This is a genomic window from Nonomuraea sp. NPDC050536 (assembly GCF_044457685.1).
GTDB lineage: Bacteria > Actinomycetota > Actinomycetes > Streptosporangiales > Streptosporangiaceae > Nonomuraea.
This window is the reverse complement of record NZ_JBITHD010000006.1, coordinates 303,147-324,583: the sequence shown is the minus strand read 5'-3', so window position 1 is coordinate 324,583 and position 21,437 is coordinate 303,147. Positions and strand designations below refer to the sequence as shown.

Below are 21,437 nucleotides of genomic sequence, written 5' to 3'. Positions count from 1 at the left end.
TTCGCAGCGGGTGTGCGATCATCGTCGGGTGTTGCGGCGTCTTTCCGTACTCGACTGGATCAGAATCGGCCTGCTGGCGCTCGGTTTGATCTTCGTCGCGTCCGGATTACTGCCGCTGCAGGACGCCATCGCCTCGCTGGACGACATCGGGCCGCTGCTGGTCTTCCTCGTCGGCATCATCGTGCTGGCCGAGTTGACCAAGGAGGCGCAGGTCTTCGACGCCATCGCGGCCAGGATGGCGGTGCTCGGGCGCGGCAACTACACCGCCCTGTTCTTCCTCAGCACCGCCTTCGCCTCCTTTGTCACGATATTTCTGAATCTCGATACGACTGCGGTGTTGCTCACGCCCGTCATGCTGGCGCTCGCGCCCAAGGCCCGCATCGACGCGCTGCCGCTGGCCATGGCCACCATCTGGCTGGCCAACACCGCCAGCCTCCTGCTGCCCGTCTCCAACCTGACGAACCTGCTGGCCATGCAGAGGATCGACCTCGACGCCCAGCAGTTCGCCGCCCGCATGTGGGCGCCGCAGATCGTCTCCATCGCGGTGACGCTGGCCTTCCTGTGGGTCTTCTACTGGCGGCGCGGCCGGCGCAGGGAGGCCCGCTACGCCCCGCCCCTGCTCGACCCCATCGCCGACCCCGTCCTGTTCTGGACAGCCGGCATCGCCTGCCTGCTGTTCATCGCCGCGCTGCTGCTCAAGGTCCAGGTCGGCGTCGCGGCCGCGGTGGCGGCGCTGCTGGTGGTCATCGCCTTCTTCGTGCGCGACCGCGGCCGGCTCACGCTCGGCCTCATCCCCTGGCAGCTGCTGATCTTCGTCACGGGCCTGTTCCTCGTGGTGCCCACGCTCAGCCGGTACGGCCTGGCCGACCTCATGACGTGGATGCTCGGCACCCACCAGGACCCCTACCGCAACGCCGCCGTCGGAGCCGGCCTGGCCAACACCATCAACAACCTGCCGGCCTACAAGGCCCTCGAACCCGTCGTCGCCACCCGGGACGGCCTCCTGGCGGTCCTCGTCGGCACCAACGTCGGCCCCGTCATCACCCCCTGGGCCTCCCTCGCCACGCTCCTCTGGTTCGAATCCTGCCGCCGTAACGACGTCAAGGTCCCGATGCGCCGCTTCCTCCTCACTGGCGCCGGCCTGGCCCTCATAGCCCTCCTAACCACCACCTGGGCCCTCGTCGCCACCACCTGAGAGCCCACGCGCCCAGGCGCCCACCACGCCCCCACAAAGGGCCTCGCTCGCGCTCGGGCTGTCCTAGCTTCGAGGCCCCGCCCGAAACCCGCCTGGCCAGCAGCCCGTCCGACGCCCACCCCGAGCCGAGAGGCGGGCACGCCCCGGGACCGCAGAGGACCTCGCTTCGCTCGGCCGTCTCCCTGGCGCCTGCGGCGCAAGCCCAACCGATACCCATCTGGGTGGAGGACGCCTGATGCCCACCTCGAGGCCAGGCATCACCGCGGAAGGGTCACGTCTACGGACGTGGTGTATGAATCGACCTTCGCGTGATCCCTTTTGCAGTTTTGCGGTGAGGGTCTGCGGGAGCGGGTCCGGGGCCGGTGTGTCGCCGCACGCCGGGCGCTCAGGCGCAGCCTGCGGCTACTCGGGGATCATCGCCGAGTGCACTCATCTCGACGATGCCGAGCCCGATCGGGCGCGGCGGGTTGGGCACACGGTGTGAGGCGAGCTGAAGCCGTTCGTCGTGGCGCATCCGGGCACGCTGTTCGTGCTGAACCTCCTTCAGCCTGCGGACCACCGACCGGGAGGTGCTGGCCTTCTTTGAGCGGGAGGGGCTGGGCAACGTCGCGGTGTGGCTCACCTTGACAGTCGGTTGCCGGGCAGCACCAGCAATCATGAGTAGGCCGACAGGGCCGCCTCGAGATCCGGATCAGGCCTGAAGGCTCTGCGGTAGCGCCTGCCTCGGTCGGAGAAGCTCTCCCTGGAGCCGAGCACTGTCGCGACGTACCGGGCCACCGTGGCGGGCTCGGGGACCAGGCCCAGGCCTAAGCCGTCAGCGCTGTGGGACCGGCCGCGTGTCCCACCGGTCAGGAAGGCTTTGTGCACGGTCCAGCCGAATTCCTCGTCCCAGATGAGGTCGAGCCACTCGGTGTCCTGGAAGTGCGGGCCGTCGATGGACAGGCCCAGCATTCGTGTGGACCGGCCCGGCTCGGGTGACACCATTTCGCCGATCTCGATGCCCTCGGCCACCAGTGCGACGCGGACCGCTTCGACGTAGCCGCGAGGGTCGGCTCGGCTCTCGGCTGTCATGACGTTCAGCCTAGTGCTGTACTAGAAACGATCATCGGGTTGGGTGATGGTTCTAGCTGGGGCCTGTACGGAGTTGAGATCAGAGGGATTCGCCTGCGCTTCGAGGGAGCGGGCAAAGCCGGGCAGCGGCTTGGCAAGGGCGGCATGGTTGGCCCGATGAGCTGTGCCGTTGGGAGGTATTCCCCTCCTCCGTCGCCAGCTTGGGGACGTCAAAGTCCCCGAGCGTGGCGGAAGGGCCTTTGTGGGCACACGTGATCACGGGACACGGCCTAGGAGTGTCCTGAAGATCTTGGTGGGTGGGTCGGCATGAGCTGACTCACCCTCTTGTTATGGGATGGTCGGGATGAGGGTCCAGGTGTTGTTGAGGTAGGTGAGCCCGAGGTTGACCAGGCGGCGGAGGTTGAGAGCGGCGGCGCGGTGGTGGAGCCAGCGGTCGTTGGCGTGGGTGCCGCGGTAGGGCAGGCGGCGGTTGCCGCGGGCGACCAGCCAGGCCACAGCGCGTTCGACCATGGGCCGCCAGCGTCGGTAGTCGTCCTGCCAGGCGGGGTCGGTGGCGGCCTGATGACGGGCGGCGGCCTGGAGATCGTGGTGCGGGCGGATGGTCAGGATGCGGCCGGTCTTGGCGGTGGTGCATCGATCGTGGAGGGGGCAGTCGGCGCACAGCCCGGTGAAGGTTGCGCGACGTTGCTGGTAGCGGCCCGCGGGCGCGGAGAGGGGGACGGTGTGCCCGGCGGGGCAGGTGACCGTGTCGGCGCCGGTGTCGATGACGAAGTCGTCCAGGGTGAACCCGCCGACCACGGCGGGCTTGAGCGCGGGTGGCTTGATCAGTAGCCGGTGCCCTGCGGCGGTCAGGTCGGCGCGCAGTTCGGCGGCGGCGTAGGCGGCATCGGCCAGGATCTGCAGCGGGCCGCGCTCGTCGGCGAGCAGGTCCGGGGCGACGGCGGCCTCGTGGTGCTGCGCCCCGACGCCGGGGCGCAGAGCGACCGCGGTGAACAGGCCGGTTTCCGGTTCGACGGCCAGGTGGCCCTTGTAGCCATCCTCGCGTTGCTGCGCACTTTTGTGGATGTGGCGGGCCTCGGGATCGACGGTGGAGATGACCCGGTCCGGTGCGGTGCGGCGGGCGATCCGCCACCGCCCATCGGTGCCATCAGAGCCGTCGGCGGGTTCGACGTCTTGACCGGCGATCAGCGCCAGCAGGCCGACCGCCCCCGCAGCTGCCTCGTCCAGGTCTCGGCCGGCCAACTGGTCCAGCAAGGTGAGCGCGTCGGTGACCAGGCCGCTGACCAGGGCGGCCTTGGCCTGTTCGTCGTCCCATGCGATTCTCGGTTTGCCCGGGTCGGCGTAGTCGTGGGCGTGGCAGCGCGCCGCCACGATCGCGGTCGCGCCGGGCACCTGGCGGGCCACCCGGCGGATCGCGGCGATCAGCTGGGTGATGGTGTCCTGAGTGGCGACCGCATCCAGCAGCACCGCCGAGTCCAGCGCCCGCCGATTCCGGCCTGCCAGCACCCCGGTCTGTTCGATCACTGTCCGGACGGTCTCGAAGATCCGGTCCGGGCGCGAAGAACGGGCCAGGCGCCGCCGGAAATAGGTCAGCAGCGACGGATCGAACCCCTGGTCGTATAACCCCAGCCCACAGGCGGCCTTCCAGCGCAGATCGAACCGCAGCGCCGCGACCGCTTCCTCATCCGACAGCCCATGTAGCGCCTGCAGCACCACCACTGTCGCCAGCAGGTCCGGCGGCACTGACGGACGCCCGTTGACCGGCGCGTACATGTCCGCGAACGCCTGCGGCGGGAACAACGCCCGCCGGTGTTCGGCCAGGAACGCGAACACGCTGCCGGCCGGGATCAGCTCCCGGCACACGACCCACGCCTCAGGCCCGGCCGGAGCCCTCCGACGGCCCATCATGACCCGAGTGTGGATCCCCGATTCCAGTCTGAAAAGACCATCAAGATCTTCAGGACACTCCTAGCTCACTTGGGGTGATGGCGCGGACGTGAGTGTGTCCCAGGCGGCCATCGCGCAAGTGATGACCGCTTCCAGTTCGGCGCGGGTGGCGCCGTCGCGGGCTTGTATGGACAGGCCCTGCACCACGGTGGCGTAGTAGCGGGCGATGGCGTCGAGGCCGGTGGGCGGTGCGGTGAGGTCGCCGTCGGTGACGCCGCGGGCGAGTCGGTCTTTGATGGTGGTGAGCTGGTTGTGCCGGAGGCCTGCCAGGAACTCTCGGACCGCATGGTTCTCCACGGCGCCGGTCGGCGCGGCGAGGATGAGCATGCAGTAGTGCGGGGTGTCGGCGCCGGTGATCTGATCGGCGGTGGCGCGCAGCATGGCGTGGATCGCGGCGCGTGTGGTCGGTTGTTCGCGCAGCGCGCGCCTGGGCGGCTCGCCTGAGGTCGTGCCGTAGAGCGCCATGACCTTGCGGAACAGGTCCTGCTTGCTGCCGAAGTAGGCGTAGATGCTGGCCGAGGCGATTCCCATGGCCTGGGCCAGGTCGTTGAGCGAGGTGCCCTCGTAGCCCCGTTCCCAGAACAGGTCCAGCGCCTGGCGCAGGGCGGTGTCCGGGTCGAAGGTGCGCGGCCTGCCGCGAGTAGCCATCGGATGCGTCTCCGTACTTGTTTGTCGTTCGATCAACTTTACCTTGACCCGCGCCGCACGGCCGTGCCACGGTTTGTTTGTCGTTCGATAAACAAAAAGGAAGGCGACCGCCATGAGTATTCCCGCGACCATGCGCGCCCTGCAGCAGACGTCACTGAACGGCCCGCAGGACCTGCGCCTGATCACCGACGCGCCGGTACCGAGCCCAGGCCCGGGCGAGGTCCTGATCCGCATCGCCGCCGCCGGCGTCAACTTCGTCGACATCTCGCAGGCCCGCGGCACGTTCGCAGGCGGCCCGCAGCCGCCGTATCTGGCGGGCATCGAGGGCGCCGGTGAAGTCACCGCCGTCGGTGCGGGGGTGACCGGCCTGGAGCGCGGCGCCCACGTCATCGGCGTCGACGTCAGAGGCGGCGCCTTCGCCGAGTACATGGTGCTGCCCGCGGCCGGCGCGGTGCCGGTGCCGGCGGGCTGGGCCGACGAGCAGGCGCTGGGCCTGGTCGTGAGCTGGCCAACGGCGCTGGCGGCGCTCAAGCCACTGGGCCGCATCACCGCAGGGCAGACCGTGCTGATCCACGCCGCGGCCGGCGGGACCGGACAGGCCGCGGTGAAGATGGCCAAACACTACGGCGCGACGGTGATCGCCACGGCATCACCAGGCAAGCACGAGGTGGTCCGGGCGAATGGCGCCGACCACGTCATCGACTCCCGCGGCACCGACATCGCCGCCGAGGTCCTGCGGCTGACCGGCGGCGCGGGCGCCGACCTGGTGCTGGAGTCGGTCGGCGGCGCCACCCTCGACGCCAGCCTGGCCGCGGCCAAGCGGGTCACCGGCCGGGTCGTCGTCTACGGCATGGCCGGCGGCGAAGCCGCGATCACCAACTGGGAACTGGTCTACAAGCACCAGATCCACGTCATCGGCCTGAACATCGGCACCCTGATCCAGGCCGCGCCACAGATCTTCGGCGAGGTCATGGGTGAGATGTTCGGGCTCCTCGCGGCCGGGGTGCTCGGCCCCGGCCGGCCCACCATCTACGAGCTGGCCGAAGGGCCGAAAGCACTCGCGGAACTGGAAGCGCGGGCCACCGTGGGCAAGCTGGCACTGCTGCCCTGAGCAGACCGTGACGCCAGGTGGCGGGTCCCCTCGGCTTTCTGCGGGGCCACACGGGTGTGCGGTGCCGCGATCAAGAGACGCGGCAGTCGCTGCTGCCACGGTAGTCGCGATGATGTTCACGCCGCGCCGCTGGTGGCAGACCTCGATGACGGGGACGCGGTGCTGATGTCGCAGTGCCGTATCAGGTGGTGATGCGGTACATGCGTTCGAGCCACGCCCAGTATCGCCAGCCGTACCGCACCCGATAGTCGTGGTCGCGGTAGCGGCGGAAGACCTCGCCTTTGAAGGCGCGCATGCGGAAGGTGATGTTCGGTGACCAGCTCGCCATCGGGTATCCGCGGTAGGCCATGACCGTGATCGGCAGGCCGCCCACCGCCTCGTCCGCCAGGCGGGCCGAGGCGACGTGGTCCGGGTGGTCGCCGATACGGGCCCGAGGCGGGTAGGGGTCGAGGGTCCGCAGGGTCGTGCAGTGGAAGCGGCGCAGGAGGGCGCGGATCATCCCGGCCACCTCGGACCGGTCGGCGCAGGGGCCGGGGAGGGCGAAGGGGTGGACGCAGGCGCCGCCCGACCAGATGCGGATCAGGGCGTCGCGGCCGCCGTCGGCGCGGGGGTCGCCGCCGTCCGGGAGGCCGGCGAAGATCAGGCGGATCTCCGGGCGGTCGTCCAGGGAGTCCATCCTGACCCGCATCCTGCCCGCGGTCAGCATGGTGCTGTGCCAGGAGTCGCGCGATCCGGCCAGGTAGGCGTAGGCGGCGTGCAGGCCGTCCAGGCGCTCGCGGGCGTACTGGTGCGGGTCGTGCCGGTCGTCCAGCCCGGCCATGCCCTCGCCCGCGGTCAGATAGATCGTGGCCGTGGGCCTGCCCGCCTGCACGGCGCCGTACAGATCGGGGCTCATGAACAGCAGATCGTCGTCCGGATGCGCGACGACCTGCACGAACCGCTCGCCGAGCACCGGCGCGTCGGCCAGCGTGGTGGCCTGCCCCGGCGGCACCGGGCACACCATGAAGACGACGAGCGTCATCGCGAGCGCGACGGCTCCGACGCTCGCTGAAAGCGCGCGTATCCCCTTCACTCCCCACCCCCGTGACCTTCAGGGTAAGTGTTCATGAAGGGGCCGCCCATTAGCCTTTAGGGTGATTTATGGGTCATACCTAAGAAGGGCTTTCGCTCCTTACCGTCCTCTGGCAGTCGCATGACGTGCTCGTTACCATGACGATGGGGACCCAATGATCGTCGGGATGCGGGGCGAGACGATGGCATGGTTGGTGGCGGCGCTCAAGCGAGTGGCCCCCTGGGCAGGTCAGAACGCCGACGGCGCGATCGCCCTGCTGCTCGCCATCGTGGTCGGCGCGGTCGGGCTCGTCCCCAACGTGCCCGCCGACGTGCAGAACCAGCTCGTCAACGCGGGCAGCCTGCTGGTGATGGCGCTGGTGGCCACCGCGCTGCTGCGCGACCGCGCCCGCCAGGCACCGGTCGAGCAGGCCATCACCTCAGGCGCGCTGTCGGAGCTTCCCGTACGGCTGGCGCGGCTGGAGCAGATCGAGACCCTGGTCAGCGGCACCCGCAAGGCGCTGGACTCGCTCCAGCTGGTCCGGGTCCTGGGCAGCGCCCAGGAGATCGCGCAGGCGCACGCCGACGCGCGCAAGGACACCACCCGCTGGAGCTTCAAGGGCGGCACCGGCACCTACCTGCGGGCCAAGACGCTGCCGGCGTGCGTGGCGGCGGCCAAGCGCGACAAGCGGCACCTCACGGTCAGGATCGAGATCATCGACCCGTCCGACCGCGAGGTGTGCGAGTCGTACGCGCACTACCGCAGATCGCTGGCCGACACCCCCGACGGCACCGGCCAGGTGTGGACCACCGACAGGGCCAGGATGGAGTCCTACGCCACCGTCCTGGCCGCCTTCTGGCACCGCCAGCGTTACGGCCTGCTCGACATCGGCGTCGGCCTGTCGAGGACGATGACGACCTTCCGCTGGGACATCTCGAGCAGCCGCCTGATCATGACGGTCGAGGATCCCAACCGGGCCATGACGGCGCTGGCCGACACGTTCTACTACGAGAACTGCGACACTGAGCTGCGGCTGAGCCTGGAGCAGGCCCGCCGCGTGCCGCTGGAGAGGTACAGGGAAGTGCCGCTCAGCGACGAGCCCACCGAGGAGGAGGTGCGCGAGCTGTTCGACCGGATCGAGCTGCCGCTGCCCAAGTCCTACACCTATCCCGATGTCGTCGAGATCACCCGCAAAGCCTTGCGGGCCAAGGATCCATACGCGCCATGAGCTATCAAGCCGTCCACCAGCAGCTCGCCGCAGGCAGGGGCCGGGACTGGGCGCTGAAAGCGCTGAAGGGCCCCGTCAAGGCCGTGCGCCACCCGCTGGGCTTCGTCTGCCTGCCGCTGGAGCGCAGCGGCGGCGAGGGCGTCTGCCTCCACCTGTGGTCGGGCACCCTCGCGCACGCCGAGGCCACCACGTCGCAGATCCACTGCCACAGCTGGGACCTGATCAGCCACGTGCTGTACGGCCAGGTGCGCAACGTGCACGCGGTCGTCACCGACGCCGCCGTCGACGCCACCCACCGGGTGTTCGAGGTGGTCAGCGCGGCCGACGGCGACCGCATCACGCCCACGGGCCGCACCGTGCGGCACAAGACGGGACTGGTGGAGGTGTTCGGCCCCGGCGACACCTACACGCTGGCCGCCGACCGCTTCCACAGCAGCGTCATCCCCGAGGGCGGCGAGGCGGCCACGATCGCGCTGGGCCGGGGGAGGCCGGGCAGCCGCGACCTGTCGCTCGGCCCGCTGGGCGCCGGCGACCATCACGTGGCCAGACAGCCGCTCGACCCCGACGAGACCGCGCAAGCCCTGCGCCTGATAGCCGCCCGCCTGACCTGAGGGGTGCCGATGGACCTGGACCGTGCTCGTGCGGTGGCCGTGGAGGCCGCCGAGGCCGCCGGCGACCTGCTGCTGCAAGGCACCAGGGGCCGGGTGGGGACCAGGCCCAAGGGCCAGGCCGGCGACGTGGTCACCGACCTGGACCTGGCCTCGGAGAAGCTCATCGTGGAGCGGATACTGACCGCCTACCCCACGCACGCGGTCGTCGCCGAGGAGTCCGGCCTGCTCGGCGCCTCAGGCGGCCACTGGACGTGGCTGGTCGACCCGCTCGACGGCACCAACAACGTGGCCATCGGCCTGCCGGCCTACGTGGTGGGCCTGGCGCTGTGCCGCGCGGGCCTGCCCGTGCTCGGCGTGGTGCACGACCCGGTCACCGCCCAGACCTGGTCGGCGATCCGCGGCCGAGGCGCCCGGGGCCGCGCCGGGGTACGGCTGGCGCCGCCGTACCGTGACTCGCGTCATGGGCCGCTGCTGGCCTGGACGCAGGGGTACGGCGTGGCCAAGGACGACGGCGCGGCGCTGGCGCTGAAGTCGGCCCTCGAGCTGGGCGCCCGCAGGGTGCTGCAGCTGTGGGCGCCACTGCTGTCGTGGGTGATGCTGGCCCGCGGCGACATCGACGCGGTGGTCGGCTACCGGGCCGAGTCGGTCGACCTGCCGGCGGGCGCGCTGATCGCGCAGGAGGCAGGGCTGGAGATCCGCGCCCTGGACGGCGGGCCGTTCGAGGAGCGCATCGACGGCACCCCGGACGACCGCAGCTTCGTGGCCGCGCACCCCGCCGGCCTCGACGCTGTGCTGCGCCTTGTGCGTTCTTCTGGGATCTGAGTAATTCGGCCTGGAAGCGCCGATGAGTTTCCGGTTACGTCGTGGTCTATACAGGCAGACGGACCGACGAAGGAGCCGGAAATGACGTACCAGACGCTGACGACGACCGAACTGGCGCAGGTGCTCTTCACCTCGGCACTGCAGCCTTCGCAGACGCTGTCGCCGCCGCAGATCCGCTCGGCCATCGAGGACCGGCTCTGCGCCTGCGGCGACGACCACACCGCGTGCGCCGCCTCCGTGGCGCAAGAGGCGGGCGACCACCCCGAGGCCTACGCCACCCGGATGCGCTGGGCGCTGGACGCCGTCAGCTCCGCCTACCGGACCTACGCGATGGCCGCGTGATCACGATGCATCCCTGGTTCGCGGAACTGATCGCGCCCCTGCCCCCTGACGAGGACGACGACGGGCGGCGCCGCGCGCGTGGCCGCCGCCGCGCCGCCCGTGTGCTGACCGTGTCCCGCCGCCCGGCTACAGGCCGGTGACGCTGGGCCTGCCGTTCTCGACGTGGCCCATGAAGCGCCGGTTGAACGCGGGGTCCTGCTCGCAGCCGACCGCCACGTCGTACCACCCCTGAGATTCCTCCAGCGGGATCACCACCTGCTTGTACTGCCCGGCCGCCAGCGGCACCGCCTGCTCCTTGTCGCCGTAGGCCAGCGACCGCACCCACAGCTTCACCCGGGTGTCACCCAGATTGGCGATCTCCAGGCGCAGCTTGCGCGGATCGATGTCGAGGCCGCACGAGACCTGGACCCGGGCCGCCGCCCCCGACAGCGTCCCGCCGAACTCGCGACGGAACCCGTTCGGCCCCACCACCGCCAGCCGGTAGGCCTCTCCCTTGACCTGCACGTTCTGCGTGGTCACGCCCTTGACGTCCACGTGCAGCGGCGCGTCCAGCTCGCCCTCGTAGGGGAACAGCGTCAGGTGCACGCTGTCGGCGCCGTTGTTGGCCAGCGTCAGCTCCAGCGTGCGGCCCAGCAGCCTGGCCCACCCGTTCGGCTGGTACGGCAGGGCCCGCGCGGGCCTGGTGCCCGCCTCCTGGACCGGCATCTTCTGATCGGCGGGCGGTGCGGGCTTCCACCGGCCGGTGAAGGGCGGCACGGCGCCGGGGGCCGCGGGTGCGGGCGGCTCCGCCGTACCGGAGAAGTCGAAGGCGGAGGTCAGGTCGCCGGAGACCGCCCGGCGCCAGGGGGTGATGTCGGGGAAGGTCACCCCGAGCCACGTCTCCAGGAAGCGGACGGTGGAGGTGTGGTCGAAGACCTGCGAGCAGGTGTAGCCGCCCCTGGTCCAGGGGGAGACGACCGTCATCGGCACGCGCATGCCCAGGCCGATGGGCTTGCCGTCGTACCAGTCGTCGCGCTGCTCGGCGGGCGGCAGCGGCGGCGGCACGTGGTCGAAGAAGCCGTCGTTCTCGTCGTAGGTGATGAACAGGACGGTCGACTGCCACGTCTCCGGATGCGAGGCGATCGCGTCGAGCAGGTCGTAGGTGATGCGGGCGCTCTGGATGGGGGAGGAGTCGGCGGGGTGCTCGGAGTCGACAGACGACGGGACGATGTAGCTGACCTGGGGGAGCGTGCCGGCCTCGATGTCGGCGCGGAAGCGCTTGACCAGCTCGCCGCTGGGGACGCGGCGCAGCGCCCGGTCGTACAGCGACCGCTCCTCGCTGGTCAGCTTGGCCACGCCCTCCTCCAGCCGCTGCAGCATCCGCTGGGGGTCGGGAGCCTGCGACAGGGCGTAGTAGAAGGAGTCCAGGCTCTTGTAGTCGCCCTGGAGGGCCTTGCGGGCGATCTGGCGGAAGCGGGCGAAGAACTCGATGTTGTTGTCCTCGAAGTTGTCCCACTCCTGGTAGACCCGCCAGGAGTGGCCCGCGGACTCCAGGATCTCGCCGGCGTTGGCCCAGGTGTAGCCCTGGTGGGTGTCCTCGGCGTAGGCGGCGTTGTCGATCGCCCGCTTGGCGGTGCCCGGCTCGTAGCCGGTGTGGCCGGAGACGTGGTAGTTGCGGTTCGGGCTGGTGGACGACAGCACCGAGCAGTGGTAGTGATCGCACACGGTGAACGTGTCGGCCAGCTCGTACTGCAGCGGGATGTCGGCCCGCGTGTAGTACGTCATGGTCGCCGCGCTCTTGGCCTTGATCCAGCCGTCGTGCCAGCCCTTGGCCGCCGCCTGCTGGCCGTCGGACCAGCCGTGCGCCAGCGCCGAGATCCACTGCAGGTCCTTGCCCACCTGGCCGGCCGCCTCGCGGACGGGGAAGGGCAGCACGCCGCTCTGCTCGAAGACCGGCTTGCCGTTGCGCTGGGTGATCGCGTTGCGGTCGCCGAAGCCGCGCACGCCCCGCATGGTGCCGAAGTAGTGGTCGAACGAGCGGTTCTCCTGCATGAGGAAGACCACGTGCTTGACGGCCGACAGGCCTCCCTGCGGGAGCGGTAATGCCATCGCGCGGTGCACGGACGGCGGCAGCAGAGACCCTGCCACGACGCCCGCCCCCAGAGCGAGAAAATGACGACGAGAGGGTCCTTGCGACATGCTGCACCTTTTTCCGAGAAGCCGAGCGCGTTCGAGCGCGGCACAGCGTCTCAGCGGCAGGTGAACTGGGGGTTTCCGCCGAACGCCGTGTCAGCGTCCGGCGGCGGACCAGCAATGGCCTGGCGACGCCTAGTGCTCGGCGGCCTTGCCGTTGGAGCCCGACAGGCGGGGTAGCAGCTGGGCGACCAGCAGCGTGGACAGCGCCGAATCCTGCTGGCCGTCCGGCGTGCGGACCACCAGCGGCTGCGGGGCGCTCTCCGCCAGCTTGGCGCCGACGTCCAGGCGGCGGCGCGCCAGCTCGTACTGCAGCACCGCGCGGTTGTCGCGGTAGGACTCGGCCAGCCGGCGCAGCGCCTTGGCCTCGTTCTCGGCCGCCGTCAGCTCCGCCCGGCCGCGCGCCTCGATCTCCCAGGTGACGCGCTGCGCCTCGGTCTCCTGCTCCTCCAGCATCCTGGCCACGTCCTTGCGCGCCGTGTTGTGCGCCGCCTTGACCTCGACCACCCGGGCGTCGCGGGTCTTCTTGGCCCGCTCGATCTCCATCTTCAGCGTGTCGATGCGGCGCTTGCGGGTCAGCTCCCACTCGCGCTCGTAGGCCGACAGCTCCTTGGCCACCTTCTCCTTGGTGGCCAGGTGCTGCTGGTACTGGTCGGGCAGCTGCACGTCGGGGATGTTCGCGCCGGTGATGCGCACGCCGTAGCGGCTCAGCTGCCGGCTGAGCGCGTCCTGCATGTCGCCCACGTCCGAGCCGCGCAGGTCGTAGGCCCGCTCGGTGTTGACGCGGCGGCTGCGCTGCCTGATCGCGTCCTGCACGGCCGAAGCCAGCACCAGGTCGAAGTTGCCCGCGCCGATCGTCCGGACGAAGGCCACCGGGTCCACGATGCGGAACTTCAGGAAGAACTCGATCGACTTCAGCGGCACGTTCTCGGCCGTCGGGCAGGCCACGATGGGCGCCGAGTACGGGATCTCGGTGGAGGTGTCGACGACCGCGTCCACCCGGTCCCAGGGCAGCCACAGGTAGTGGCGGCCAGGCTCCAGCGTCCCGGTGATCGCGCCCCAGCGGCTGCGCACCCCCGTCGTGCCCTCCTCGATCTCGATGATGGCCTTGCGCCACATCCAGGTCAGGCCGAGGACCAGGCAGGCGGCCGCGGCCGCGAACGCCAGCGGGAACCTGACGCCCATGCCGGCGAAGTAGAGCGCCAGGAAGATCAGCGTCATCCAGGTGAAGCCGCGCTTGTCCTTGGGGATCACCACGGGCACCAGCTGGCCCTGCTCGCCGCCGCGCAGCAGCTGGCGGATGTCGGACCAGGAGGCCAGCGACTCCTTGATCTTCGAGAACTCGCGGCTCATCAGACCTCACCCTCCGTCGCGGTGGCCACCAGCTCCTGCGGCACGCTCACCTCGCGCGTCGACTTCCGCAGCAGCGTGGCGATCTCGTCCTGGCGCGCGTCCACCCGCTCGGCGATCGCCGCCAGGCGTCCCCTGATCGCGGCCATGTCGTCGGGCGAGAACAGCGCCGCCCCCTTCCCGCCGACCAACTGCTGCGCCAGCGCCAGGTAGTCGATGTCGGTCTGGCCGCCCACCTGCACCACCTGGGGCAGCCGCGCCGACACCGACTCCAGCTTGTCCAGCAGGTCCTGCTGGAAGCGGTAGTCGAGGATCTCCGGCGCCTCGGCGGCGCTGAGCGCTCTGATGTCCAGGGCCTGCGCCTCGAGCAGCGCGGCGTTGGCGTTGGCGGTGGACTCCGCCTCGACCAGGCGCTGCCTGGCCTGCGCCTTGGCCTGGTGTTCCGCGCGCTCCAGCGCGGTGTCCATGCGCGCCTGGTAGGAGGCGATCTCCGCCTGGATGGCGCTCAGCGTCTCCTGCAGCCCCGCCAGCTCCTTGACCAGGTCGCCCTCGTTCTGCTCCTTGCGCAGCTGCAGCTCGTACTCGTAGGTGTAGGCCTCCTTGGCCACCCGCACCATCTCCGGCGCCGCCAGGTCCATCCGGTACTCCTGGCTGGAGGGCTCGGCGTGGGTGATGTTGACGTCGGTGAGGCGCACGGCCGGCAGGAACTGCTGGTTGAGGCTCTCCAGGATGCCCTGCGTGCTCTCGCCCACCAGGTCGTAGATGTCCTCGGCGCGCTGGCCGTAGATGAGCGAGCGGGTGACCTCGCTGACGGAGTTCTGCAGCTTGGACTGGAAGCCGCTGACCGAGCCGAGCACGAAGATGAACTCGGCCGGGTTCTCGATCCTGAACTGCAGGAACAGGTCGACGCTCGCCTTGACGCCCTGCTGGGTCGGCGCCTCGCGGATCGGCGCGTTGAACGGGTACTCGCGGGTGGTGTTGACGATGTAGCTGACCCGCTTCCACGGGTTGAACAGCGTCACCCGGCCAGGCTCGGCGATCTGGACCAGCTTGCCGAACTTGGTGATCAGCGCCTTGCAGCCCTCGGGGACCATCACCACGCTGCGCCGCCACCACAGGAACCCCGCCGCCAGCACCAGCACCACCCAGTAGTGCGGGCCGAAGACCAGGTCCGTGTTCGGGATGACGTTGCCGAGCGCCCCGATCAGGCCGAGCACCACCAGGATGCCGAGCGGGACCACGACCTTGGCCGTGCCGCTCTTCGGGATCACCACCGGCGAGATGACGTGCATGCCGTTCTCGGCGAAGCTCCGGTTGACGATCTCGCCGGCCTCGCCGAGCGAGGCGGATCTGGCCTCGATCAGCGTGCCCACGGAGGCGCCGCCGTCGCGAGCCGCGGCGAAGTCGTGCGGGTTCAGCGCGAAGCCCGGCGCCTGCTGGGCCACCTGACCGACCGCGTCTCCGACAGCCTGTCTGAGGTCACCGCCCTGGGCCACCGCCTGCGCTATCCCCTGTCCCGCCTGGATGAGCGCCTCTCTCGGTCGCGACATCGCACCTCTCTCGTAGAACCCCGAAGATTTCCGAAGGTTTCCGAAGCTATCGGGTGCTCCTTACTGATCGCTTACAAAGCGATGTCGGTACGGCAGGCCTCCGCCACCGGCCGCCCGCCGCCGTGCGCCGAGGACCCGCGCCCGGCGCTCGCGGCGGGTCGGTGACGCTCGCCCGCCGTCACGGCGCACAGGACCCGGGCACCGCGGCCTCCCTGCCCGCTTCGCCGTACGCGGAGAACTGTCAGTGGCAGCACCTACAGTGGGACGCGTGAGGCCGGTTACAGATTTGCAGCGTAAGGTGGCACCCTTCGAGGTCGTCACCGAGATGACCCCGTCCGGTGACCAGCCGACGGCGATCGCCGACCTGGAGCGCCGGGTCAAGGCGGGCGCGAAGGACAACGTCCTGCTGGGAGCCACCGGCACGGGCAAGACGGCCACGATCGCCTGGCTGATCGAGCGGTTGCAGCGGCCCGCGCTGATCATGCAGCCCAACAAGACGCTGGCCGCGCAGTTCGCCAACGAGCTGCGCGAGATGCTCCCCAACAACGCGGTCGAGTATTTCGTCTCCTACTACGACTACTACCAGCCCGAGGCGTACGTCCCTCAGAGCGACACCTACATCGAGAAGGACTCCTCGATCAACGACGAGGTGGAGCGGCTGCGTCACTCCGCCACCAACTCGTTGCTGACCAGGCGCGACACGATCGTGGTCGCCTCCGTGTCGTGCATCTACGGCCTGGGCACCCCACAGGAGTACGTCGACAGGATGGCCAGGCTGCGCGTCGGCATGGACGTCGACCGCGACCAGCTGCTGCGCCGCCTCGTCGACATGCAGTACACGCGCAACGACCTGGCCTTCACCCGGGGCACGTTCCGGGTGCGGGGCGACACGATCGAGATCATCCCGAAGTACGAGGAGCTCGCCGTCCGGATCGAGATGTTCGGCGACGAGATCGAGAAGCTGTCCACGATGCACCCGCTGACCGGCGAGGTGATCACCGAGGACGAGGAGCTCTACATCTTCCCCGCCTCCCACTACGTGGCGGGCGAGGAGCGGATGTCGGCGGCCGTGCAGGGCATCGAGGCGGAGCTGGCCGAGCGGCTTGCCGAGCTGGAGAAGCAGGGCAAGCTGCTCGAGGCGCAGCGGCTGCGCATGCGCACCACCTACGACCTGGAGATGATGCGCCAGATCGGCACCTGCTCCGGTATCGAGAACTACTCGCGCCACATGGACGGCCGCGTGGCGGGCAGTGCGCCCAACACGCTGCTCGACTACTTCCCCGAAGACTTCTTGCTCGTGCTCGACGAGTCGCACCAGACGGTGCCGCAGATCGGCGCGATGTACGAGGGCGACGCCTCCCGCAAGCGCACCCTGGTCGATCACGGATTCCGGCTGCCGTCGGCGCTCGACAACCGGCCGCTGAAGTGGGAGGAGTTCCTCGACCGGATCGGCCAGACGGTCTACCTGTCGGCCACCCCCGGCTCCTACGAGCTTGGCCGGGTCAAGGGCGACGTCGTCGAGCAGGTCATCAGGCCGACCGGGCTGGTCGACCCGGAGATCGTGGTCAAGCCCACCAAGGGCCAGATCGACGACCTGGTGCACGAGATCCGCGAGCGGGCCGACCGTGACGAGCGGGTCCTGGTCACCACGCTGACCAAGAAGATGTCGGAGGACCTCACCGACTACCTGCTCGAGCTCGGCATCCGGGTGCGCTACCTGCACTCCGAGGTCGACACGCTGCGCCGCATCGAGCTCCTGCGAGAGCTGCGCACCGGCGAGTTCGACGTGCTGGTCGGCATCAACCTGCTGCGTGAGGGTCTCGACCTGCCCGAGGTGTCGCTGGTGGCGATCCTCGACGCGGACAAGGAGGGCTTCCTGCGTTCGGAGACCTCGCTGATCCAGACGATCGGCCGCGCCGCGCGAAACGTGTCCGGCCAGGTGCACATGTACGCGGACAAGGTGACCCCGTCGATGGAGCGGGCCATCGACGAGACCAACCGGCGCCGCGACAAGCAGATCGCCTACAACCAGGCCAACGGCATCGACCCGCAGCCGCTGCGCAAGAAGATCGCCGACATCCTCGACTCGCTGCAGCGCGAGGACGCCGACACCGACAAGCTCCTGGGCGGCGGCCGCTCCCAGTCGCGCGGCAAGGCCCCCGTGCCCGGCTTCGCTACCAAGCAGGCGGGCCAGCACGCCAAGGCGATCGCGGGGGAGATGCCGCGGGCGCAGATGGAGTCCCTCATCGAGTCGCTGACCGAGCAGATGCACCAGTCGGCGGCCGACCTGCAGTTCGAGGTGGCCGCCCGGTTGCGCGACGAGATCAAGGAGCTCAAGCGGGAGCTGCGCGACATGAAGGAGGCGGGCGTCCGGTAAGCGCTCCCCAGGACAACGCGGCTCAGGCGAGGCCCTCCAGGGGTCGGGCCCAGGCCTGACCCCTGGAGGGCCTCGCTTCGCTCGTCCAGCCGCCGGGAGGCCCGGGATAGAACCACTCGGGAAGCGTCGCGGTCATCGGGCATACCTCATCAGGAAGTTCACGCGACGGATCCATCTCGACACACTGGGTAGTCGTCAGGGGAGATCTCGGCGTTCCTGCATGGTCTTGCTGTAGAGCTCGTCGATCTCGTCCAGCGGGTCGGGGGTCCGGCGGTGGGACTCGATCTCCAGCTCCGTGCGCGCGTTCAGGTCGTCGATGCCGCTCGAGGCGTGCTGCACCTGGCTGCCGAGCAGATCGGCGCGGATGCGGGCGCACATCGAGGTGAGCTTGGCCTGGTGCTCGCGCAGCCGCCCCAGCGTGGCGTGGTCGACGTAGGGCGACATGCGGCGCTGCTGGGCGTAGATCGCGAGCTGGCCGTCGTGGATGTCGGCCTGCTGTGTCAGCTCGCTCAGCAGGTGGGGAAGGTCCCCCAGATCCCAGCCGTGGCGGTGGGCCTGGGCCACGGCCTGCCGGGTGAGGGTGAGCTCACGCTGCAGGTCCAGCCGCAGGCGCTCGGCCTCGGCGGCCTCGCCCTGCCCCATCGCGTTGACGTGCGTGGTGATCCTGGTAGCGGTCTGCTTGGCCTTGACCGTCGCCTTGGTGCCCAGCTTGACCAGGAAGTAGATGCCGACGCCCGCCACTGCCAGCATGACGGCCAGCAGCACCAGCACGATGAGAATCACGGTTGAGATCGCCGACACCTCCTCATATCCCTTTCAGCATAGCTCCCGGTCTACCAAGCAAGCTCTTGCTAGACTGCGCGCGAGCGTGATTCAGTGCACACATGCTGGACGGCAAGGTAGTGATCATCACCGGCGGGGCCCGGGGGATGGGCGCCGCGACCGCCCGCCGCTGCGCCGCCGCCGGAGCCCGGGTGGTGGTGACCGACGTGCTCGACGAGGAGGGCACCGCCACCGCCAAGGAGGTCGAGGGCCGCTTCGTCGCTCACGACGTGACCAGCCAGGAAGCCTGGGCGAGCGTCACCGGCGAGGTGATGGAGGAGTTCGGGCGGATCGACGGGCTGGTCAACAACGCCGGGATCGCCACCGCGCAGCTGATCGAGGAGCACACGCTCGAGCAGTTCGAACGCGTGCTCAAGGTGAACCTGGTCGGCGTCTTCCTCGGGCTGAAGGCCGTGCTCGGCCCGATGCGGTCGGGCGGCGGCGGGTCCATCGTCAACCTGTCGTCCGTGGCGGGGCTGACGGCCCTGCCGGGAACCGGCGGGTACGGGGCGTCCAAGTGGGGCGTGCGCGGGCTCACCAAGATCGCCGCCCAGGAGTTCGGCGCCGCGCGGATCCGGGTCAACTCCGTACATCCCGGGATGATCGTCACGCCGATGACTCAGCCCTTCGGCGCCGTGTCCGGCGACGGCGGCTTCCCCCTGGCGCCCGCCGGCCGCTGGGGCGAGCCGCCCGAGGTGGCAGAGGCGATCGCGTTCCTGCTGTCGGACGCGGCCTCCTACATCTCGGGCGCCGAGCTGGCCATCGACGGCGGCTGGACCTGCGGCGAGCTCCCGCTGCTCGCCGCCCCGGCTGTGAGCGGAGCGGAGGGGGTGCGCGATGGCGGTTGACGCGATGACCAGGGCGATCATCGACACGATGAGCGAGTTCTTCCCGAAGCTGGGCACCGAGGTGTTCGACGCCGCCGAGGCGCGCAGGATCCTGGCGCAGGCCCCCAAACTGGACGTCGAGCCGCCCGCCGTACAGAGCATCGAGGATCGGATGGCGGGCGACATCCCGATCAGGGTCTACCGGCCGGACGGAGGGGAGGACCCGCCGCCCGTGGTGGTGTTCTTCCACGGCGGCGGGTGGAGCATCTGCACCCTGGACACCCACGACTGGGTGTGTCGGACGTTATGCAGGGACGCCCAGGTCGTCGTGGTGTCCGTCGACTACCGGCTGGCCCCCGAGCACCCCTACCCGGCGGCGGTCGAGGACGCCTACGCGGCCACCGTCTGGGTGCACGAGCACGCCGCCGAGCTGGGCGTCGACCCCGGCAGGCTGGCCGTGGCGGGAGACAGCGCGGGCGGCAACCTGGCGGCCGTCACCTGCCTGAAGGCCCGCGATCTAGAGGGGCCGCCCATCCGCTTCCAGCTGCTGGTCTACCCGGCCACCGACGCGGCGCAGGACTCGCCCTCCTGCAGGGAGAACGCCACCGGGTACTTCCTGACCGCCGATCACATGGCCTGGTTCTGGGACAGCTACCAGCCCGACCGATCCCGCCGGGCTGAGCCGTACAGCTCGCCCGTCCACGCAGAGCTGGGGAACCTGCCGCCCGCGCTGGTGATCACCGCCGAGCACGACCCGCTCAGGGACGAGGGCGAGGAGTACGGCAGGCTGCTGCGGAAGGCGGGCACCCAGGCGGAGACCGTCCGCTTCGACGGGATGTTCCACAGCTTCTTCACGCTCGCGGGGAACCTGCTGCCCGCCACCAAACAGGCCACCGACCTGGCGTGCGCCGCCCTGACCGGGAACCTGGCCTGACATGCCGTACGCGAACGTCGGCGGCGACGTCAGCCTCTTCTACACCGACGACGGCGCGGGCGACGGCCCCCCGCTGCTGCTGGTGCACGGCTGGGGAGCCGACTCCCACCAGTGGTCGTGGCACCTGGACGCGCTGGCCGCCCGGCACCGGGTCGTGGCCCTGGACCTGCGCGGGCACGGCTACTCCTCGGTGCCCGAGGCGGACAACACGCCCCGCAGGATGGCCGAGGACCTGCGCGAGCTGCTCGACCACCTGCGCATCCCGGCCGTGGTCGCGGTCGGCCACTCGATGGGCGCGCAGGTCGTGTCCATCCTGGCCGTCGAGTACCCGGACCGGGTGGCCAGGCTCGTCGCCGTGGAGCCGGGCTACGGCGTGATCGCCCAGATCGCGCGCGGCTTCCCGCGGATGGTGGCCGGGCTGCGGGGCGAGCACCCGCACGCGGCGGCCGTCCAGATCGACGAGTGGTGCACCAACGCCGCCACCCCGGCCGTGATCAGGCGCTGGCACAAGCGCAGGCTGTACGGCATGGCGCCGCACGTCCTGGCACAGGCCTTCGAGGGCATGTTCACGCTGCCGGGCTCGATCGGCACCAGGCCCGCCTCGGAGGAGTACCTGGCCCGCAGGCGGTGCCCGGTCCTGTCGATCTGGTTCGACCCGGCGCAGGCGGCCTGGGAGGCGGCCCTGCTCAAGGACCCGGGCTCCAAGGTGGTGTGCTGGGAGGGCTCCAGCCACCGGCTGCATGAGGAGCGCCCGGCCGAGTTCGTCAACGTCCTGGAGGCCTGGCTACGCGGTTAGGCGGCCTTCTGGACGCGCGGAAGCGGCGCACGCGTCTCAGCGTCCGCCAGGCGACCACGGCGATCACGATCAGCACGACGATGATCAGCAGCGGCAGGAAGATCGCGATCAGGCTGACGCCGGCCGAGCCCACGTCCTCGACCGTGCTCACCACCGGCGCGCCCACCCCGGCCGTGCCCGCGTTGATCACCGGCCGGGCGGTGGCCTTGAGGGCGTGCACGAGCAGCGCGACCACGATGCCCAGCAGCCAGCCCGCCCACGGGTTCTGCGTCATCCAGCTGGAGTGCTCGAACTCGGCGGCGGCGTTCGTGGCGCTGAACACCACGCCGCCCGCGGCCGGCCGTACCACGGTCTGGATCGTGTCGTTGACCGAGTCCACGACGGGGACCTTGTCCAGCACCATCTCCGCGACCAGCAGGACCGCGATCACGGCCAGCACGCCCCAGTTGGACAGCCAGGCGTAGCCGTCGGGCAGCTTGATCTTGTCGGTGAAGTTGGCCACCACGCCCACGATCAGCAGCGGGATGTAGGCGTTGAGCCCGGCGGCGGTGGACAGGCCCAGCCCGGTCAGAGCGGCGAACAT

The 21,437-nt window shown here is 70.1% G+C and carries 20 protein-coding genes; 11 read left to right on the top strand and 9 right to left on the bottom strand.

Going from position 1 to position 21,437, the window contains the following annotated elements:
* Positions 1-28: 28 nt before the first annotated feature.
* Positions 29-1,195 carry an SLC13 family permease gene (locus ACIBHX_RS20105; protein WP_397068640.1) on the top strand — a complete coding sequence of 389 codons (1,167 nt, stop codon included), beginning with the start codon at positions 29-31 and terminating at the stop codon, positions 1,193-1,195.
* A gap of 654 nt (positions 1,196-1,849) precedes the next feature.
* On the opposite strand, the gene ACIBHX_RS20100 is transcribed toward ACIBHX_RS20105, so the two are convergent.
* The 3 genes from ACIBHX_RS20100 to ACIBHX_RS20090 form a co-directional block, all read right to left on the bottom strand.
* The gene (locus ACIBHX_RS20100; protein WP_397068639.1) at positions 1,850-2,266 is read right to left on the bottom strand and encodes a DUF6292 family protein; all 417 of its coding nucleotides are present in this window, start codon (positions 2,264-2,266) and stop codon (positions 1,850-1,852) included.
* Between the two features lie 327 nt (positions 2,267-2,593).
* Positions 2,594-4,174, bottom strand: coding sequence for an IS1182 family transposase (locus ACIBHX_RS20095; RefSeq protein WP_397068638.1), 1,581 nt, complete (start codon positions 4,172-4,174; stop codon positions 2,594-2,596).
* Positions 4,175-4,234: 60 nt separating this feature from the next.
* Complete coding sequence (locus ACIBHX_RS20090; protein ID WP_397068637.1) at positions 4,235-4,861, bottom strand: TetR/AcrR family transcriptional regulator; 627 nt, start codon at positions 4,859-4,861, stop codon at positions 4,235-4,237.
* A 112-nt stretch (positions 4,862-4,973) separates the two neighbouring features.
* Here ACIBHX_RS20090 and ACIBHX_RS20085 point away from each other — a divergent pair, with 112 nt between their 5' ends.
* A complete protein-coding gene (locus ACIBHX_RS20085) occupies positions 4,974-5,972 on the top strand; it encodes an NADPH:quinone oxidoreductase family protein (protein WP_397068636.1) in 999 nt (332 codons plus the stop codon).
* A gap of 181 nt (positions 5,973-6,153) precedes the next feature.
* On the opposite strand, the gene ACIBHX_RS20080 is transcribed toward ACIBHX_RS20085, so the two are convergent.
* On the bottom strand, positions 6,154-7,044 hold the full coding sequence (locus ACIBHX_RS20080; RefSeq protein WP_397068635.1) for a PIG-L family deacetylase: 891 nt from the start codon (positions 7,042-7,044) through the stop codon (positions 6,154-6,156).
* 154 nt (positions 7,045-7,198) lie between these two features.
* Between ACIBHX_RS20080 and ACIBHX_RS20075 the strand changes: the two genes are divergently transcribed.
* The 5 genes from ACIBHX_RS20075 (at position 7,199) to ACIBHX_RS20055 (ending at position 10,166) form a co-directional block, all read left to right on the top strand.
* A complete protein-coding gene (locus ACIBHX_RS20075; protein ID WP_397068634.1) occupies positions 7,199-8,251 on the top strand; it encodes a hypothetical protein in 1,053 nt (350 codons plus the stop codon).
* Entirely contained in the window at positions 8,248-8,862 is a 615-nt protein-coding gene (locus ACIBHX_RS20070; protein ID WP_397068633.1) for a hypothetical protein, read from the top strand. Before ACIBHX_RS20075 ends, ACIBHX_RS20070 begins: the two co-directional genes overlap by 4 nt.
* Before the next feature lie 9 nt (positions 8,863-8,871).
* Positions 8,872-9,684: an inositol monophosphatase family protein gene (locus ACIBHX_RS20065; protein WP_397068631.1), complete on the top strand. Its 813-nt coding sequence runs from the start codon at positions 8,872-8,874 to the stop codon at positions 9,682-9,684.
* An 81-nt stretch (positions 9,685-9,765) separates the two neighbouring features.
* Positions 9,766-10,026 (top strand): hypothetical protein, encoded by a 261-nt coding sequence (locus tag ACIBHX_RS20060; RefSeq protein ID WP_397068630.1) that lies wholly within the window; start codon positions 9,766-9,768, stop codon positions 10,024-10,026.
* The gene (locus ACIBHX_RS20055) at positions 10,023-10,166 is read left to right on the top strand and encodes a hypothetical protein (RefSeq protein ID WP_397068629.1); all 144 of its coding nucleotides are present in this window, start codon (positions 10,023-10,025) and stop codon (positions 10,164-10,166) included. The genes ACIBHX_RS20060 and ACIBHX_RS20055 overlap by 4 nt, the downstream gene beginning before the upstream one ends.
* Here ACIBHX_RS20055 and ACIBHX_RS20050 read toward each other — a convergent pair.
* The 3 genes from ACIBHX_RS20050 to ACIBHX_RS20040 form a co-directional block, all read right to left on the bottom strand.
* The gene (locus ACIBHX_RS20050; RefSeq protein WP_397068628.1) at positions 10,153-12,204 is read right to left on the bottom strand and encodes a phosphocholine-specific phospholipase C; all 2,052 of its coding nucleotides are present in this window, start codon (positions 12,202-12,204) and stop codon (positions 10,153-10,155) included. The two genes, ACIBHX_RS20055 and ACIBHX_RS20050, sit on opposite strands and share 14 nt — an antisense overlap.
* Positions 12,205-12,333: 129 nt before the next feature.
* Positions 12,334-13,551 carry an SPFH domain-containing protein gene (locus ACIBHX_RS20045; protein WP_397068627.1) on the bottom strand — a complete coding sequence of 406 codons (1,218 nt, stop codon included), beginning with the start codon at positions 13,549-13,551 and terminating at the stop codon, positions 12,334-12,336.
* Positions 13,551-15,098: an SPFH domain-containing protein gene (locus ACIBHX_RS20040; RefSeq protein ID WP_397068626.1), complete on the bottom strand. Its 1,548-nt coding sequence runs from the start codon at positions 15,096-15,098 to the stop codon at positions 13,551-13,553. The genes ACIBHX_RS20045 and ACIBHX_RS20040 overlap by 1 nt, the downstream gene beginning before the upstream one ends.
* Positions 15,099-15,366: 268 nt before the next feature.
* On the opposite strand from ACIBHX_RS20040, the gene uvrB reads away from it, so the two are divergent.
* A complete protein-coding gene (uvrB, locus tag ACIBHX_RS20035; RefSeq protein ID WP_397068625.1) occupies positions 15,367-17,475 on the top strand; it encodes an excinuclease ABC subunit UvrB in 2,109 nt (702 codons plus the stop codon).
* 195 nt (positions 17,476-17,670) lie between these two features.
* On the opposite strand, the gene ACIBHX_RS20030 is transcribed toward uvrB, so the two are convergent.
* Positions 17,671-18,276: a hypothetical protein gene (locus ACIBHX_RS20030; protein WP_397068624.1), complete on the bottom strand. Its 606-nt coding sequence runs from the start codon at positions 18,274-18,276 to the stop codon at positions 17,671-17,673.
* Between the two features lie 83 nt (positions 18,277-18,359).
* On the opposite strand from ACIBHX_RS20030, the gene ACIBHX_RS20025 reads away from it, so the two are divergent.
* The 3 genes from ACIBHX_RS20025 to ACIBHX_RS20015 are packed head-to-tail and all read left to right on the top strand — an operon-like array spanning position 18,360 to position 20,854.
* On the top strand, positions 18,360-19,145 hold the full coding sequence (locus ACIBHX_RS20025; protein ID WP_397068623.1) for a glucose 1-dehydrogenase: 786 nt from the start codon (positions 18,360-18,362) through the stop codon (positions 19,143-19,145).
* A complete protein-coding gene (locus tag ACIBHX_RS20020) occupies positions 19,135-20,058 on the top strand; it encodes an alpha/beta hydrolase (RefSeq protein ID WP_397068622.1) in 924 nt (307 codons plus the stop codon). Before ACIBHX_RS20025 ends, ACIBHX_RS20020 begins: the two co-directional genes overlap by 11 nt.
* A gap of 1 nt (position 20,059) precedes the next feature.
* Positions 20,060-20,854, top strand: coding sequence for an alpha/beta fold hydrolase (locus tag ACIBHX_RS20015; RefSeq protein ID WP_397068621.1), 795 nt, complete (start codon positions 20,060-20,062; stop codon positions 20,852-20,854).
* Here ACIBHX_RS20015 and ACIBHX_RS20010 read toward each other — a convergent pair.
* Positions 20,823-21,437, bottom strand: a complete 615-nt coding sequence (locus ACIBHX_RS20010; protein ID WP_397068620.1) for a DUF4126 domain-containing protein — start codon at positions 21,435-21,437, stop codon at positions 20,823-20,825. The genes ACIBHX_RS20015 and ACIBHX_RS20010 overlap by 32 nt on opposite strands.